Origin of the sequence: Gracilibacillus massiliensis (assembly GCF_001458115.1) — a bacterium.
In the GTDB taxonomy this organism is placed as follows: domain Bacteria; phylum Bacillota; class Bacilli; order Bacillales; family Amphibacillaceae; genus Gracilibacillus; species Gracilibacillus massiliensis.
In genome coordinates this window covers 196,408-212,990 of record NZ_CZRP01000013.1, presented here as the reverse complement: position 1 = coordinate 212,990, position 16,583 = coordinate 196,408, and the positions used below count along the sequence as shown (strand labels likewise).

Here is a 16,583-nt window from a genome sequence, read left to right as displayed (position 1 = left end):
GTGTTTTTCTTTTCAAAGTTAGCTGAAGAGCATACCCCTCGGAAAGCGAAGTGGGCAAGCCGGAGCGGTTGGTATGCTCATAATAACTGTCAAAATTACCATATCAGTTATTGTGCAGTATGTTCCTAATAATCCTAACGCTTACAAAGTCTATCCTAATTGTTTGGATTTTCATAAGTATTAAATATTTTGTCACATGTTAAATAAATTTTTTTAATTATTTTTACGAATATTAACAAAAACCATGTTAAATTCTATATAATGTAATTATACATAAATATGATTAGGAGTTTGGTGGGTTATGCGTAAGTACATAAAATGTTCAGTCAGCTTAGCAATTACGATGTTTATCTTATTATTAATGAGCACAACAGTAAGTGCAGAAGAAGAGGAAGAGTCTGTATTAACAGTACAGGCACACCAAAAAAATCAAGCTAAAATCGAGAAGCTTGAATTACCAGATGCTCTAGCTCGATTCTCTTTTGTATCAGATTTGCAATTTGAATACCCGGATGCGGTTAGAGGAATATATGTTACAGGTAATTCTGCAGGCGGTAGTCGATTCGAAAAATTATTAAATCTTATCGATTCTACGGAACTTAATTCAATGGTAATTGATATAAAAGAAGACAATGGTTTTGTCACATATAAACCTGAAGAAGAATTACCATATGAAGGGGTAGCAAAAAACTATATCAAAGATCCTAAAGAAATGTTGAAAACATTAGAGGAACAAGGAGTATACCCGATTGCGCGGGTTGTAGTTTTTAAAGATTCCGTATTAGCAAAGGCTAGACCTGATCTTTCTTTTACCGAAAATGGTAAAGTGTGGGCTAATGGTAAGGGTGAATCATTTGTTAGCCCTTTTCAAAAAGAAGTTTGGGATTACAATATTGATATAGCAAAACAAGCAGCAGAATTAGGTTTCAAAGAAATTCAGTTTGATTATGTTCGTTTTCCGGAAGGATTTGAGAAACGTGATAAAGAATTGGAATATGATTTAGGAGAATACGAAAATTTAGAACTCAATGATGTCAAGAAGCGTGTTGAGGCCGTGACTGATTTTGTGGCATATGCAAAAGAAGAATTAGAGTACTATAATGTCGATGTTTCCGTAGATATTTTTGGTTACGCTGCAACAATAGAGGAAACACCAGGGATTGGACAAAATTTCTCAAGAATCTCAGACAACGTAGATGTAATATCGTCTATGATCTATCCGAGTCATTGGACACCATATTTTGGTATAGATTTTCCCGACAAGGAACCTTATCGTCTAGTTGATGAGTATGCAAAAGTTGAAAATAAAGTATTAGGGGCATTAGATAACCCGCCTGTTTCAAGGCCATGGATACAAGATTTTGAAGCCCCTTGGTTATACAGCGGTTCCACTTTTCAATATGGAGTAGATGAAGTTGAAGCTCAAATTAGAGCATTGAATGAAAACGGCATTGAGGAATTCTTACTGTGGAATGCAGGTAATACCTATACAGAAGGTGTCGATTACACGCCATTAGATTAGCCTCACGAACTTGTGAGGTCTTTTCTATCATAGCAATGGTTAATATAAGAAAAAGAGGGTAAAATAAAAGTAACTCTCTGAAAAAAATCATACTAATATAAGGGGGAGATTAAGCACATGAATTGGTACGAAAAATTAAATCAATATTTCCCAGTAGCGGAAATGAAGTCACAACAACATATGGAGTTACTGTTAAATGAGAAAAGTGATGTATATTATAAAGATGAAGGACCTCACCATGTTTTAATGTATGCAGAGTTTCCTACATTTATTTTTATTGATTATGTTTATGTATCTAAAGAATCTCGAGGAAAAGGTATTGGGCATCAAATAATCGACAAATTAAAACAAAGGAATAAACCAATCATTTTAGAAGTAGAACCATTTGACTATCAAGACAGTGACTCGACAAAACGTTTACGATTTTATCAAAGAGAAGGGTTTAAGCATGCTGTATCAATTGGGTATACGCGTAAATCACTTGCAACAGATGAAGCGAACACATTAGAGATTCTTTATTGGTCACCAAGTGGCGAAAATGAGGAAGAAATTTACGAGCAAATGAAGAAAATGTATGAAGATATTCACACCTATAAAGATCACGAGATTTATGGAAAGTCTTATCAACCAGTTGATGAAGTATTAACTTACGATGATGAACGGGAAACGGACAATATTTTTGAGGTATTAGACAAAAAGAGAAAAAATAATTAAAAAAATAATTAAATTGTGTTTATACGTTAAGGTAAAGGGTATACTTTAGGTAACGGTGAGAATGTGGAAAAAGTGAATAAAAACACATAAGGCTCTATCATTCCACCACAAGATATAGTATAATTAGTACATAGACAGTAGATTAAAGTTATTTTAATGTAATAAAAGGTGTAAGTGGCTGGCATCTATATTATAAATAATTTAAATTTGAGGAGTGAAGTTACATGGTAACACTTTATACCTCGCCAAGTTGTACATCATGCCGAAAAGCAAAAGCATGGCTAGAGGAGCACGACATTCCGTTTATGGAACGTAATATCTTCTCAGAACCATTATCACTAGACGAGATCAAGGAAATCCTACGTATGACGGAAGACGGAACAGATGAGATTATTTCTACACGTTCTAAAGTATTCCAGAAGTTAAATGTAAACTTGGATCAACTTCCATTAAAAGATTTATTTCAATTGATTCAAGATAATCCAGGATTATTAAGAAGACCAATTATCTTGGATGAGAAAAGATTACAAGTAGGGTATAACGAAGACGAAATTCGTCGATTCTTACCGCGTACTGTTCGTACGTTCCAATTGCGAGAAGCACAACGAATGGTTAACTAAAAAAAGAAGCAGATCTTAAATATGAGATCTGCTTTTTTTACTAATTATAATATGATTATTCATTAAATTGAAGCATATAACTAGTGACAAAAAGGTTATAATAAGCTACAATCTATAATTAATACGAATTCTTAAAATTAGTTCAAATTTTTAAGTTTTTATGTTTTCAAATAAGAAGTAATTATCATACAATAGAGGTAACATCCTTATTCAAGTTAGAGGGGGATGTTCAGAGGGTATAAGTTAAAATAAGGGTTTAGATAGATGAACAGTGATCCCTTCCAACCCAATCACTTATCAAGAAGGGAGAGTTACCGAATGGAAATAGAAAGAATCAATGAAAATACAATCAAATTTTATATTTCGTACATGGACATCGAAGACCGTGGCTTTGATCGTGAAGAAATTTGGTACAATAGAGAAAAAAGTGAACAATTATTCTGGCAAGTGATGGATGAAGTTAACTATAATGAAGAAGAATTTCAAATTGATGGTCCATTATGGATTCAGGTTCAAGCTCTCGAAAAAGGGTTAGAAATTGTTGTGACAAAAGCACAAATTTCTAAAGATGGGCAGAACCTTCAACTTCCTACCGAATCTGGAAAAACCATTGATATGCCAGTTGATGATAAAATTGAGTCACTTCTTGAAGAAAAATTCGGTCCCACCGAAAAAGAAGCGCCTGAAATAGAACATCAGTATGGCCAAGATTTTGTCGTAGTCGTTAGCTTTAAAGAACTAGAAGATGTGATCCAATTAAGTCATGTTTTTGAAACAGCGCCTGGGATGAGAGATCATTTATATTATTTCAATAATCAGTATATGCTAATTACAAGGTTTGACGAAGATTATCTTACAGATGACGAACAAGAAGATTTAATAAGTCAAATCCTGGAGTATGGACAAGAATCTACCGTAACGATGTTTATTGTAGAAGAATATGGTAAAGTTATTTTTGAAGAAAATGCTCTTCATTCAGTAAAAGAACATTTCGCTCGTTAACTAAGTATCTAACATGATGCTTAGTTTTTTCTTTTGAATTTATTTTTTAAACATTAGGTGCTATAATTTATGTGCAAACTATTTCGGTTTTCGAAATAGTTTATGTTATGATAGTGTTTGTGTTTAATTTGTAAGAGAGAAGGAAAAATATGACGAACAATCAAACAAAAATAAATCGTGTACCATTAATGATTGTACTAATTTCAGGAGCATTTATTGCAATTTTAAATCAAACGCTACTTGGTACTGCCTTACCACATATAATGAAAGACTTAGAAATCGATGCGGCTACAGCACAGTGGTTACAGTCGATTTTTATGCTTGTAAATGGAATTATGATTCCGGTCACAGCTTTTTTAATTGAACGTTTTACAACCCGAGCATTATTTTTAACTGCAATGGGGAGCTTTGCACTTGGGACACTCGTAGCTGCACTTGCTCCTGATTTTTCCGTTTTAATGGTAGGAAGAATCTTGCAGGCAGCTGGTGCTGGGATAATGATGCCCTTGATGCAAACCATTATGTTTTTAGTCTTTCCAATCGAAAAGCGGGGTTCTGCCATGGGGATGTTTGGCTTAGTAATAGCCTTTGCCCCTGCGATTGGTCCAACACTATCCGGATGGTTAGTTGAACATTTTCCTTGGCGCAGCCTTTTTTACGTTGTATTGCCAATTGCTATCATTGATCTTATTGTTGCTTATAAGATTTTAGCGAATGTAACAAAACAAACATTTCCTCGAGTTGATATTTCATCAATTATTTTATCAACACTTGGTTTTGGTGGTTTATTGTATGGGTTCAGTATGGCTGGGGATATCAATCATGGTTGGCTAAGCCCAATGGTTTATATGCCGTTAATTGTTGGTGCTGTTACTTTAATTTTCTTTATCCGTCGTCAATTAAAGTTAGAAAAGCCTATTTTAGAATTTAGGATTTTTAAATACAATATGTTTACCTTAACAACAGGCATTGGTATGATTTCATTTTTATCAATGATTGGTGGAGCGATAATCTTACCAATTATGATGCAGGATTATTTAGGTTTTTCAGCTCTTGAATCTGGCCTTGCATTATTACCTGGTGCTGTTTTAATGGGATTGATGAACCCAGTTACTGGTCGGTTATTTGACAAATACGGTGGAAGATGGCTTGCTGTAATTGGACTAGGGCTGTTAACGGTAACTACCTTTTTGTTTTCCATTTTGACAACAGAAACAAGTTTTCTTTATATAACCATTGTTAATGGATTTCGGATGTTTGGGATTGCTATGGTTATGATGCCAGTAACCACAGCTGGTTTGAACCAATTACCTGATGGGCTGATACCACATGGTACAGCCATGAATAATACAATGCGTCAAATGTCAGGAGCAATAGGAACGGCTTTACTGGTCTCTATTATGATGAACCAAGCAATACCATCTCAAGGAATGTCGGGTATGCTATTTGGGGTCAATATATCGTTCTTGGTTGCAGGCATTATCTCTACTGTCGGTTTTGTTTTAGCTTTTTTTATAAAGAATTCAATTCCAGCTGTAGAATAAAGCAGGAAAAATTACCTTCATGTAGAATCTTATCTATATGGAGGTGATTTTTTTGTTGCATGCTTTTAATCATCATGGCGAAATTATTCCCATTTGGAAAATGAATCGTCAACAAATACAGAAAAGGAGAAAAGAAACGTTTTATTGTCCCAGTTGTAAGGAGCGAGTAATCATTAAAGCTGGTGTGAAGAATACGCCACACTTTGCACATAAAGCAAAAAGCGAATGTGTTCAAGCAGGAGAGAGCAGTTATCACGAAAATGGAAAAAAAGATTTATATGAATGGTTAAGAAAACAAGGGTACCAAGTTGAATTAGAGTATTTTCTTCCGGATATCAATCAACGACCAGATCTATTTTTACAAATAGATGAAAAACAAATTGCTATAGAATATCAATGTGCTTCCATCTCAAGAGAAGAGGTCAGAATGAGAACGAAAGGTTATCAATCGAAAGGTATTATCCCCGTTTGGATCCTAGGTGCCAATAAATTAATGCGAATGGATCAGCATTCCCTCAAAATAAGAACAAATGAACATGCTTTCTTCCATCAATTCTATTCTTCCTACCCATTATCTATTTTTTATTACTGTTCCATAACCAAGAAAATGATTGTTTATCAGGACATTACCTTTTTTACGAAAACGAAAACGTTTGGAATCCTAAAAAGTTTTAACATCCAGGCTCTTAGTTGGCAAGAAATGTTTCGACCGAGGTATCACAATAGAAACACATGTCATGCTTTTTGGCAGAAACATAAACAAAAATGGCGGTTGAAGCCAGTATCCCCTTATCAAAAGCAAGAGATAGCATGGCGTCAATGGCTGTATATCCATCAATACCACATTCAAGATTTACCTTCTTTTGTTTACCTTCCTGTATCATCCCAATTTCGTTTAAATAGTTCACCATGGATCTGGCAATCGAGAATTTATATTGACCTTTTTTTAACAAAGGACTATTTTACATTAGACCAAGCAATGCATTTATTACAGTTTCATATTCATCCTTCTCATCATTTTCCGTTAATTAACTCAACAAAAAATCCTGTCCATGAATATTTACTCCTATTAGTGCGTATAGGTATTTTAGAGGTAGTCCATCCAAATGGTTTTCGAATAAAACGTACTACTGTATGAACAATAGCAAAATAAGTTATAATAAGACAACAGTAATCTTTGAAGGAGGATTTACAATGGCAAAAGCACAAAAATCACTACCAAAACGTGACGAAATACCAGAAGAGTTAACATGGAAATTATCAGATATTTTTGCAACGGCTGAGGAATGGGATCAAGAATGGGATCAGGTCAAAGAACTCTTGCCCAAGTTTCAACAATTCCAAGGAACATTGAAAAACGGAGCGGAAAACCTATATCAATTATTACAATTACAAGACCAAGTATCTGATCGATTAAGCAAACTATATACATACGCACATATGCGTTACGATCAAGATACAACTAATTCCTTTTATCAAGCAATGAATGGGAAAGCAGAGAATTTGATTACTCAGGCTTCGAGCACAATGAGCTTCATAACTCCAGAAATATTGAAATTAGATGAGGCTACACTTGAACAATATTTAAATGAACATGAAGGCTTACGTTTATATAAACATACATTGGATGAGATTAATCGTCAGCGTCCACATGTGTTGTCAGAAAAAGAAGAAGAACTACTAGCAGAAGCGTCAGAAGTAACAGATAATCCATCACAGACCTTCAGCATGTTAAACAACGCTGATTTAACGTTTCCTGAGGTTAAAGACGAAAATGGCAATGAAATAGAACTGACACACGGCCGCTATATCAATTTCCTGGAATCAAAGGATCAACAAGTACGACATGATGCTTTCAAGGCGATGTATGATACGTATGGAAGTTTAAAAAACACATTTTCATCAACTTTACAAGGAGTTGTAAAAAAGGACAACTTTTATGCGAAGATACGTAATTATGACTCAGCGAGACAAGCTGCTCTTAATAAAAACAATATTCCTGAAAAAGTATATGATAATTTAATTGAAGCGATTCATGAAGGTTTGCCATTACTACAGCGATATGTGGCACTTAGGAAGAAAGTACTCGATATCCAAGAATTGCATATGTATGATTTGTATACACCGTTAGTAAAAGATGTTGATATGTCTTTTAGCTATGAAGAAGCACAGAAAACAGTAATGGAAGCATTAAAACCACTGGGAAATGATTATTTAAATGTGATGAAAAGAGCTTTTACAGATCGCTGGATTGATGTGGAAGAGAACAAAGGGAAACGCAGTGGAGCGTATTCTTCAGGTGCATATAGTACCAATCCCTATATACTAATGAATTGGCAAGACAACTTAAATAACTTGTTCACATTAGCGCATGAATTAGGGCACTCGATGCATAGCTATTATACACATGAGAGCCAGCCGTATCGTTACGGGAACTATTCTATCTTTGTCGCTGAAGTAGCTTCAACTTGTAACGAGGCACTATTAAATAATTATTTAGTAGAGAAAACCGACGATGTGAAAGAGAAACTATTTTTATTAAATCACTTCTTAGAAGGTTTCCGTGGTACTGTTTTCAGACAGACAATGTTTGCTGAATTCGAACATAAGATACATGTGATGGCACAAGAAGGCGAGGCGTTGACTGCTGATCGTTTAACAGAAGTGTATTATGACTTAAACAAAACCTATTTCGGTGACGATTTAGTTGTTGATGAAGAGATTGGTCTGGAATGGTCGAGAATTCCTCATTTCTATTACAATTACTATGTCTATCAATATGCGACAGGATACGCTGCTGCACAGTCTTTAGCAGCACAAATTCTAGAAGAGAAAGAACCAGCAGTCGAACGATATTTAGGTTATCTGCGGGCAGGTAGCAGTGATTATCCAATTGAAGTATTGAAAAAGGCGGGCGTTGATATGACAGAAAAAACACCTGTAATCAATGCATTAAAAGTATTCGAAGAGAAGTTAGACGAAATGGAAAAATTATTGGAGCAAGTTGAATCATAAGCTAGTATGAAGAAACATCGACATTCGCCTTGTTTGTTAGCGGATGTCGATGTTTTTGCTATAAGCAAGGAAAGCATATAATCTGCGGTATCAACGCATTTTAAATGTAGCCATTTTGAAATATAGTGGATGTTAATCCATCGCTACGGCTGTCCACTTCCCTTTCCGTGGCGTTTTCCCTTCAGCTAACTTTGAAAAGTGATTTTCTTTTCAAAGTTAGCTGAAGAGCATGCCCCTCGGAAAGCGAAGTGGGCAAGCCGAAGCGGATGTTAAATATATTATCGATTTCAAAATTACCACTAAAAATGACTTGGTGGGCTTTACCGGTTTTTCTAAAATCCTTTAAATTGTTTTTTGTTTTGAAAAGAATAAACGGTCATGTAGATGGTGGCAAATAGTAGCGGAATCGTAAAATAGAGTGGAATCAGACGCATTAAACCAAAAATGTTTAATATAAATGCGAATATAGGTAAAATGACTAGTAATAAGCGCAAGGCTAACACACCCTAACTGTAAGAGATCTGTTTATTATGTAAAAGCATCAACGTTATTCATGACGTATCATGTTTCTATCTTTATGCGACATTATACAAGGATAGAAGTGTGAATTTTTTGTGAATTAATGCACAAGAGTATTTAGTTTTTGTTTTTCCTTTGGTATAATTTAAATAAGTTAAACAAACAAACCCCTTTGTTTGACCAGAAAATTTCTCCCATCCCTTTTAATATAAAGCAAAAAGAGTACATGTGCGATGACATGTACTCTTTCGCTATTTTGCGTATTTCCAGAAGTAACCGAATTTTACCGGCACTTTTTCTACAAGCTGCTTAAGTTGAAGTTTCTTCATTTCTTTCTCAGCCTTCTCAATCGACCAGTCATATACAACCGCTATTTCTTTTGTTCCGACAAAGTCATAGTGTGATAAAAAGTCGACTAATTTCGGTTTTTTAGCTGGTAAAGGTTCTTTCTGAAGCATTTGCTTCAGAACTTTTACATATATTTCATAGGGGTAAATTCCAGAAATTTTCAAACCTGCGTCATCTTCTGACTCATTAAAGAAAACCATCGTAGGAATGTATTCAACATCCATTTCTTTTGTGATCTTCAAGTCACATTGCAAGGCTTTTTTAGAGGAATGGGAATAAAGATCTTCACGAAACTCGTCGATATCAAGCTGTACATTTTTTGCACAATCGATTAATACTTCTTCTTGAGAAATATCCTGTTTATTTAAAAATGCAAACTCTTGTAGTTTACGTAAGAAACGTTTTCCAGCTTTTTTTCCTTGTAACTCGGCAGCCTTAATTGCTATAGATGTTAGCCATGGATAATGAATAGGATTTTCGATCCATAAATCACCATCACAGCTCATACCAGTGCGGCTAGCGGTTTTTTCCCATATATCCTTTAATTTACGTGGTTTCTCAAATTTGTCTTTGTGCAAGTTCGTTAACTGTCCGCTTAAAACGGTTCGGATCGTAAAAAAGCGACCATATTCAATCGATAATTTTTTTAAATATGGTTCCAATGACCAACATTCTGGACAAAGTGGATCAACAAACACATATATTTCGATTGGCTTTTTCAAAACATCAATAAAATGATAATGCGTTGTTTGGTTACGATCTTGGTGTTGCCATGATCCGGCGGAATTCCAATTCACAATGATTCTCCTTTCTCTTCAGGCGTATTCATCATGTGATTGGCTGTTAATGTAAGCCGATCAAACATTGCACTTCTATACGGTTCTTCAATATTCGCTTCTTCAAGAGCGCCCTCCATACAGGATAACCAAGCGTCTCTTCTGGTTGGAGTAATTGGAAAGCGTAAATGTCGCTTTCTCATCATAGGGTGCCCATGTTCTTGTATATATAACGGTGGTCCGCCAAAAAATTGAGTTAAAAATTGCTTTTGTTTCCGTGCGACTTCGGTAAAGTCATCTGGAAAAATAGCAATTAAATCAGGGTGTTTCGCAACACGGGCATAAAAAGCCTCAACTAATTCTTCAATTTTTGATTCTCCACCAATTGCTTCATAAATGGAGCCAACTAGATCTCTCATATCCGCCAAACCTTTCATAAGATGTTACTAAAGAAACTCTCTCTTTATGTTATTTTATATTGTAACAGTGTTTACATTGAACTAGCAACTTTTGTGTTTTGGTAGTTTAATCCTATAATTCACAAGGATTTATCTGTTATTGTACAGTCTATATTTCAAATATATGTGTTATAGGTAAAAACGTTTCTTACTATTTTAAAGTTTTGTAAAAACGCTCGATTTTATTAGCGGTTTTCCTTTTTGGAATATTATGATTCGATAAGATTTCCTGGAAAATCTTTAAACCGTATGCTTCATCGTGTGCTTCCAGTTCTAGTTCATAATCCGTATGGCCGTTGTATTCACTTTTGTCTAAAACAATCATCGTGTCCTTGTAGTTTGATTCGATTCGATAGGTTTGAAGCATGCCACCATATTTAAGGTCTGTGTGGGAAATACCCATGTTGTTTAATGCTTTTTCTATTTCTTCTTTTTCAACAAAGTTACCTTCTAGCGATAACTTAGCTTCAGAACTTGTTAAATCAGCATGTGTTTCCAGTAAACCGGGTCCATGAGGATTTGGTTGTTTTAAAGTCAATTGATATGTATTTTCTTTTTCTCTGATTCGTAATGCTGCATGGTGTTTTTTTATTTGAAAGTCTGCCGTTTCAAAGTAGTGATTTTTTTGTATCATTTCCGTACTGTTAGAGCTGTAAAAATGATTGACTAATTGTTGATATTCTTCTTCTGTTAACAAGTTTTTGAATTCTATCTCGATTTCTTGTGCCAACTGGTACACTCCTTGCACTTCTAATTTCTTGAGACTATTCGAAAAAGTCTTATCTTATTTTGAATGATAATAGGAAAAAAATCAAAGATAACGAGAGGTACTAACGTTACTTGTTTCTCATGAGATATGATAGAATGAACTTAGATAAAGATTACTTAGGTGGTGCTAGACATGAATTGGAGGAACTTCTTGGCACCTTATTCACAGGTGGTAGAAGAATTAAAAGTAAAATTAAAAGGAATGCGAACACAATTTGAGCATGAGTCAAGTCATTCACCAATTGAATTTGTCACAGGCAGAGTGAAGCCTATCTCAAGTGTTAAAGAAAAAATGAAACGAAAAAATATACATATAAACGATATTGAAACCGAGCTACAAGATATTGCAGGTGTTCGAGTTGTTTGTCAATTCGTCGATGATATTGATGATATTGTCGACCGCTTGCGTTCACGTAATGATTTTGATGTTATCGAGGAAAGAGACTATATTAATCATAAGAAGGAAAGTGGTTACCGCTCGTATCACTTAATTATTTCCTATCCCGTTGAAACCATTCATGGTGAAAGAAAGCTTATTGCTGAAATTCAAATTCGCACGTTAGCCATGAACTTTTGGGCAACAAATGAACATACATTGAATTATAAATATGAAGGACAAATACCGGAGAAAGTACAAGCTAGATTAAAACGAGCAGCTGAGGCAGCTTTCAAATTGGATGAAGAGATGTCGAAGATAAAAGACGAAATTCAAGATGCACATCGAGTATTTAAAACAAACAAAAACGATCACGGAAAGTAATGGAGGGAACAGCATGCGCTTTATGATTTTATCTAGAGGGGATAACAAGTCGGAAATGATCAAAGCACGAATGAAAAAGTATTTAGAAGATTTTTCATTGATTTTTGACGAAGAGGAACCAGAACTTGTTATTTCTGTCGGTGGTGATGGTACTTTTCTAGAAGCCTTCCATACCTATCAACATCGATTGCAAGATACAGCTTTTATTGGAATTCATACAGGACATCTAGGGTTTTACGCGGACTGGGTTCCTGAAGAAGTTGAGAAGTTAATTATAGAAGTTGCAAAAAAACCTTTTGAAGTGGTGGAATATCCTTTATTAGATATCAAAATTCATCCAGTCGATGGAGATCAATATAAACACTTTCTCGCTTTAAATGAAGTGTCGGTGAAATCGAATGAAGGAACTGTAGTGATGGATGTACATATAAAAGGAGCACATTTTGAACGTTTCAGAGGTGATGGGCTATGTGTATCGACTCCTTCAGGAAGTACAGCATACAATAAAGCGTTAGGTGGCGCGATTATCCACCCATCGTTAAATGCCTTTCAGATTACCGAGATGGCATCGATTAACAATCGAGTCTTTCGGACGATTGGTTCGCCCTTGATATTACCAAAGCATCATGTTTGTGAGTTATTACCTTTATATCATGATCGAAGCTTTTTAATTACGATTGACCATCAGACAGATATGTATGACAACATTGATCGAATTGAGTGTCGTGTTTCAGATGAAAAAATACGTTTTGCGCGTTTTAGAGCCTTTCCATTTTGGAAAAGGGTGCATGACTCCTTTATTTCGGATGAAAGATAACAGTAGGTGGAAAATGTGAAATGGGATGTAACAAAACAACATGAAGGTTTACTATTACGCGAATATTTATTAAAAGTAATTGGAATCTCACGAAGGACGCTTACAGCGATAAAATTTGATGAGGGTAAATTGTTCGTAAATGAACGTGTTGTAAATGTACGTTATCTACTATCGGAGAATGATCAAATAAAAATTGTCTTTCCAAAAGAAAAAAGAAGTCCATTATTAGTGGCTCAGAATATCCCCATCGATATTGTTTACGAGGATGAAGATGTATTAGTTTTAAATAAAGCACCGTTTATCGCGTCGATACCATCTCGAGATCACCCAAGTCATACATTAGCGAATGGTATTATTAATTACTATGATAACCATAAAATTCCCTATACCGTTCATATTGTGACAAGGTTAGATCGTGACACTTCAGGCTTAATGTTAATTGCTAAACATCGTTACAGCCACTCGGTTTTATTTCGTGATCAACAGCAGCATAAAGTGAATCGCGGTTACTTAGCGATTGTATCTGGCAATCTAGACAATGAGTGTGGCACAATATCAAATCCAATCGGTCGAGATACCGACTCAATTATCACAAGAAAAGTATCACCACATGGCCAACACGCTATAACGCATTACCAAGTGAGAGAACAATTAGATGGGATAGCTCTTCTCGAAATTCATTTAGAAACGGGAAGAACACATCAAATACGTGTTCATTTTTCATCAATTGGTCATCCGCTAATTGGCGATGATCTGTATGGTGGAGATTTAAAAACGTTACAACGACAGTCGCTTCACTGTCATCAGCTTGCGTTTGACCATCCCTTAACAAAAGAGCGGATGCAGTTTGAGATTCCTCTTGCAAAAGACCTAAAGCAAGCATGGGAAGCATATAATTAAAGAGCCTGGAACTAAAGAATTTTGTAATTAAGAAATCGTTTGGATTTTCATGCGTATTAGGACAATACTGCGCAATAACTGATGTGTATTTACTAGCCAAAGTGGTAATTTTGAAATGTATTGTCTGATAAACATCCGCTCCTGCTGCCCACCTTCCTTTCCGTGTTTTTTTCCCTTCAGCTAACTTTTCCAAGCAAAGATCGCTTGAAAAAGTGGATCTTCAGATAAAAAGTTACCACAGGAGTGAAAGTGGGCGGCCTGCGCTAATATATTTGTTCTACAACTACTGTGACAGATGGCATTTTGAGCTTTCACTCCATTTAACGAATTTTTCACATGAGAGAAATAGCATAATGCTACCTCACACTAGCGTTGTAGAAGATCAATTTAGCGCAGGCGTCCGCTTCTACTCCTACGGGATGTTTTTATCCGAAGATCCACTTTGGTAAGCGGTTTTTGCTTACCAAAGTTAGCTCCTCACACTAGCGTTGTAGAAGATCAATTTAGCGCAGGCGTCCTTTTCTACTCCTACGGGATGTTTTTATCCGAAGATCCACTTTGGTAAGCGGTTTTTGCTTACCAAAGTTAGCTGAGGAGAAAAACCCGTGGAAAGAGAAGCGGACAAGCCGCAACGATTGCTAAGCAGACACATCATGTCAAAATTTTCGCATCATTTGTTGCGTAGTATCCTGTTATTACGTCATAATATCTATTCCAGTATTGTTGTTTGAAGTTAAGAAATTGATGTCTCTGCCGTGTATTTATTATTTCAAACATTATTGCTTAGTAGCTGAATTTCTCTTCAACAAAGGGCTGTTTGGATGGCACATTGATTATCTCTTCTTCGGGCAAGCGAAAGGCGGTTAGTTGGTTGCCGAATACACAGCCTGTATCAATGTTGACCGTTCTATTTACAAAACGAGGTTCTAATACAGGCGTATGGCCATAAACAATCCACTTGTCTCCATGATAATGTTGAGCCCAATCTCTTCGGACGGGTCTGCCATCCGCTAACTTTCCCCCAGTGATATCACCATACAAAACAAATGTTTTTACTTTTTTATCGTTTCTTCCAATGTACTTTTCAGGTATACCAGCATGTGCAATCACCGTATCCAACTCATTAACAACTTTGTACAATGGAGCATTTTCATATAATGTCATCATCATTCCTTTTACTTCTAATTGTTCAGGTTTAGAAAGTTGTTGATATTCCTCTACGGTTGTTTCTAATCCATGTTGCTGTTTTACATTATTGCCTAGGAAATAACGGTAAAGTTTATCACAATGATTCCCAGGTACATAAAAACCTAACTTAAGCTCCATAACAACATGATATACGAAACGAATCACATCTAAGGATTTGGGACCGCGATCTGTTAAATCTCCTACAAACGCAAGTTGTCGATTGTCTGGGTGATAGATTTTGTCATTCTGGTATTGATAACCTAATTTTTCTACTAGCTCCATCAATTCTTGATAACACCCATGAATATCTCCGATAATATCTAGTTTCATTAAAATAGCTCCTATCTGTTTCTACTATTTTATGATTCGTCAAACATATAGGTTTTTATACGGTAAAACACACTTAATACAATTCCAATGGCAATCATATAGGTTAAGGTTGAACTACCACCGTAACTTATAAATGGTAACGGTAGTCCGGTAACAGGAAGTAATTGGATTGACATACCAATATTTTGAAAAATTTGATAACTAAACATTCCAATAACACCAGTTACCATATAACTTGCGAATGGATCTTTGCTTTTTAGAGCAATAAAAATTAAGCGATATATTAACAAAAAGAAAATAAGTATTAGAATACTTGAGCCGAAAAAACCAAATTGTTCGGCAATTGCGGAGAAAATATAATCTGTATGGTATTCAGGGATACGATATGCCATTTCGAAAGTTCCGGTTCCCTTTCCAGAGAGCTGACCTGACCCAATTGCTTGCATGGCTCTTAATGTTTGATAGGCACCATCTTGACTAAATTGTTCAGGAAACAACCATCCCTGAAATCGAGTGACGACATGATCTAAGTCATTATCATACAGAAATTCATTTATCGTTTCAGGATTAGTAAGGTATAGAGATACGAAAGTTATTAAGGCAGTTAACCCAGTTCCTATTATCGTTAAAATAATTCGCCATTTGATACCAGATACAAGAATCATACATGCTGTGATGGCGGATAATACCAACACGCCGCCAAGGTCAGGTTGTTGTGCAATAAAGAAGATCGGTATTAATGCAAAGAAAGCCATCTTCATCAATAACCAAAGGTCCATCTTTACAGTGTGCTCTGGATATTTTTCATTGTGTGCCGTCATTACATGGGCAAGAAAAATAATTAAAAAAACTTTCATAAACTCGGCAGGTTGTATTGTGCCTAATACAGGGATTTTAAACCAGCCCCATGCACCTTTCACTTCGTGAGCGATGTCAGGTGGAAAATGAAAGTAAAGCATCACAAGTGAAATAATTCCGATACCATAAAGTAACCATGATACCTGTCTGAACCGATCATAATCAAATATCATGATCACTGCAATGGCCATTGAACCAGCGATATACCAAACAATTTGTTTTAAATACATATTTTGATAAAGTGGATTTTGATTTAAATATGGATTTAATGTATATAAAGTAAAAATACTAATGATCGCTAATAAAATAATAATCATTATTAGGGAATAATCTAATTTTGTGTTTGAATTTTTTTCTGACATAAACGTTAAACCTTTCTTTACTTGAAAATTTTAGTACCTTACTAGTATAGAGCATTATTGTTTTTTTGAGAATAAAAACAAT

Annotated in this window: 16 protein-coding genes; 10 read left to right on the top strand and 6 right to left on the bottom strand. The window is 35.3% G+C overall.

Annotated elements, in window-relative coordinates:
• The first annotated feature begins 301 nt into the window (after nucleotides 1-301).
• The 7 genes from BN3107_RS13310 to pepF all read left to right on the top strand — a co-directional run bounded on the left by BN3107_RS13310 (nucleotide 302) and on the right by pepF (nucleotide 8,417).
• Nucleotides 302-1,522 (top strand): putative glycoside hydrolase, encoded by a 1,221-nt coding sequence (locus tag BN3107_RS13310; protein WP_058308138.1) that lies wholly within the window; start codon nucleotides 302-304, stop codon nucleotides 1,520-1,522.
• A gap of 117 nt (nucleotides 1,523-1,639) precedes the next feature.
• Entirely contained in the window at nucleotides 1,640-2,236 is a 597-nt protein-coding gene (locus BN3107_RS13305) for a GNAT family N-acetyltransferase (RefSeq protein WP_058308137.1), read from the top strand.
• Nucleotides 2,237-2,460: 224 nt separating this feature from the next.
• The gene (gene spxA / locus BN3107_RS13300) at nucleotides 2,461-2,856 is read left to right on the top strand and encodes a transcriptional regulator SpxA (RefSeq protein ID WP_058308136.1); all 396 of its coding nucleotides are present in this window, start codon (nucleotides 2,461-2,463) and stop codon (nucleotides 2,854-2,856) included.
• 318 nt (nucleotides 2,857-3,174) lie between these two features.
• On the top strand, nucleotides 3,175-3,858 hold the full coding sequence (gene mecA, locus BN3107_RS13295) for an adaptor protein MecA (RefSeq protein WP_058308135.1): 684 nt from the start codon (nucleotides 3,175-3,177) through the stop codon (nucleotides 3,856-3,858).
• Nucleotides 3,859-4,007: 149 nt separating this feature from the next.
• A complete protein-coding gene (locus BN3107_RS13290) occupies nucleotides 4,008-5,402 on the top strand; it encodes an MDR family MFS transporter (RefSeq protein ID WP_058308134.1) in 1,395 nt (464 codons plus the stop codon).
• A 52-nt stretch (nucleotides 5,403-5,454) separates the two neighbouring features.
• Nucleotides 5,455-6,540, top strand: coding sequence for a competence protein CoiA (locus BN3107_RS13285; protein WP_058308133.1), 1,086 nt, complete (start codon nucleotides 5,455-5,457; stop codon nucleotides 6,538-6,540).
• A gap of 56 nt (nucleotides 6,541-6,596) precedes the next feature.
• Nucleotides 6,597-8,417 carry an oligoendopeptidase F gene (gene pepF / locus BN3107_RS13280; protein WP_058308132.1) on the top strand — a complete coding sequence of 607 codons (1,821 nt, stop codon included), beginning with the start codon at nucleotides 6,597-6,599 and terminating at the stop codon, nucleotides 8,415-8,417.
• 332 nt (nucleotides 8,418-8,749) lie between these two features.
• Here the strand turns inward: pepF and BN3107_RS20020 are convergent, their stop codons facing one another.
• The 4 genes from BN3107_RS20020 to BN3107_RS13265 all read right to left on the bottom strand — a co-directional run bounded on the left by BN3107_RS20020 (nucleotide 8,750) and on the right by BN3107_RS13265 (nucleotide 11,248).
• Complete coding sequence (locus tag BN3107_RS20020; RefSeq protein WP_187371055.1) at nucleotides 8,750-8,911, bottom strand: hypothetical protein; 162 nt, start codon at nucleotides 8,909-8,911, stop codon at nucleotides 8,750-8,752.
• Between the two features lie 276 nt (nucleotides 8,912-9,187).
• Entirely contained in the window at nucleotides 9,188-10,081 is an 894-nt protein-coding gene (locus BN3107_RS13275; RefSeq protein WP_058308131.1) for a ClpXP adapter SpxH family protein, read from the bottom strand.
• Nucleotides 10,078-10,479, bottom strand: coding sequence for a globin domain-containing protein (locus BN3107_RS13270; RefSeq protein ID WP_058309242.1), 402 nt, complete (start codon nucleotides 10,477-10,479; stop codon nucleotides 10,078-10,080). Before BN3107_RS13270 ends, BN3107_RS13275 begins: the two co-directional genes overlap by 4 nt.
• Before the next feature lie 190 nt (nucleotides 10,480-10,669).
• Nucleotides 10,670-11,248 (bottom strand): CYTH domain-containing protein, encoded by a 579-nt coding sequence (locus BN3107_RS13265; protein WP_058308130.1) that lies wholly within the window; start codon nucleotides 11,246-11,248, stop codon nucleotides 10,670-10,672.
• 171 nt (nucleotides 11,249-11,419) lie between these two features.
• Here BN3107_RS13265 and BN3107_RS13260 point away from each other — a divergent pair, with 171 nt between their 5' ends.
• The 3 genes from BN3107_RS13260 to BN3107_RS13250 are packed head-to-tail and all read left to right on the top strand — an operon-like array spanning nucleotide 11,420 to nucleotide 13,763.
• On the top strand, nucleotides 11,420-12,046 hold the full coding sequence (locus BN3107_RS13260; RefSeq protein WP_058308129.1) for a GTP pyrophosphokinase: 627 nt from the start codon (nucleotides 11,420-11,422) through the stop codon (nucleotides 12,044-12,046).
• Nucleotides 12,047-12,059: 13 nt separating this feature from the next.
• Nucleotides 12,060-12,863: an NAD kinase gene (locus BN3107_RS13255; protein ID WP_058308128.1), complete on the top strand. Its 804-nt coding sequence runs from the start codon at nucleotides 12,060-12,062 to the stop codon at nucleotides 12,861-12,863.
• 15 nt (nucleotides 12,864-12,878) lie between these two features.
• Complete coding sequence (locus BN3107_RS13250; protein ID WP_058308127.1) at nucleotides 12,879-13,763, top strand: RluA family pseudouridine synthase; 885 nt, start codon at nucleotides 12,879-12,881, stop codon at nucleotides 13,761-13,763.
• A 783-nt stretch (nucleotides 13,764-14,546) separates the two neighbouring features.
• Here BN3107_RS13250 and prpE read toward each other — a convergent pair.
• The gene (prpE, locus tag BN3107_RS13245) at nucleotides 14,547-15,281 is read right to left on the bottom strand and encodes a bis(5'-nucleosyl)-tetraphosphatase PrpE (protein ID WP_058308126.1); all 735 of its coding nucleotides are present in this window, start codon (nucleotides 15,279-15,281) and stop codon (nucleotides 14,547-14,549) included.
• Nucleotides 15,282-15,310: 29 nt separating this feature from the next.
• On the bottom strand, nucleotides 15,311-16,501 hold the full coding sequence (locus BN3107_RS13240) for an FtsW/RodA/SpoVE family cell cycle protein (RefSeq protein WP_058308125.1): 1,191 nt from the start codon (nucleotides 16,499-16,501) through the stop codon (nucleotides 15,311-15,313).
• Nucleotides 16,502-16,583 lie beyond the last annotated feature (82 nt).